Source organism: Segatella copri, from assembly GCF_003465495.1.
Classification (GTDB): domain Bacteria; phylum Bacteroidota; class Bacteroidia; order Bacteroidales; family Bacteroidaceae; genus Prevotella; species Prevotella copri_G.
The window spans coordinates 1-375 of the sequence record NZ_QSAV01000119.1; the positions used below are offsets into that span (position 1 = coordinate 1).

General features: G+C 48.3%; 1 protein-coding gene. It reads right to left on the reverse strand.

Annotation, left to right across the window (positions count from 1 at the left end; all coding sequences use genetic code 11):
- Positions 1 to 123 precede the first annotated feature (123 nt).
- Positions 124 to 375: N-acetylmuramoyl-L-alanine amidase (locus DWV53_RS16295; RefSeq protein WP_259319018.1), on the reverse strand; the 252-nt coding region annotated here is incomplete at its 5' end.

Genomic DNA, 375 nt, shown 5'->3' on the forward strand with positions numbered 1-375 from the left:
GGCAAAAAGTGAAGGATATGTAGCTGAAAATGGTTTTGTAGTAACAGATCCGACGCACTTTGGAAAGACGTATCATGATAAACTCCTTTAGCCAGCAATGCCAGCCAAAAGGAGTTATAAGAGTTAATCAAGGCGGTGTCGAGCAGCCCAGCTTCCAGCATCCAGACACGGACATTCTTTGGGAGTAGTCCCAGGCAAGTCCCGATGGCCCACAATCTTCGCTTTCGGAAAGAGAATCTTCAGATTCCTGAAAAGATCAATGAGTCTCGTTTCCTGCTCAGTGGTCATGGTGTTGCAAGGCTTGCCTTGCTCATCGAGCCCTCCCTCATAGCAGATGCCGATAGAGCATCTGTTATAAGGTCTGGCATGAGCCCC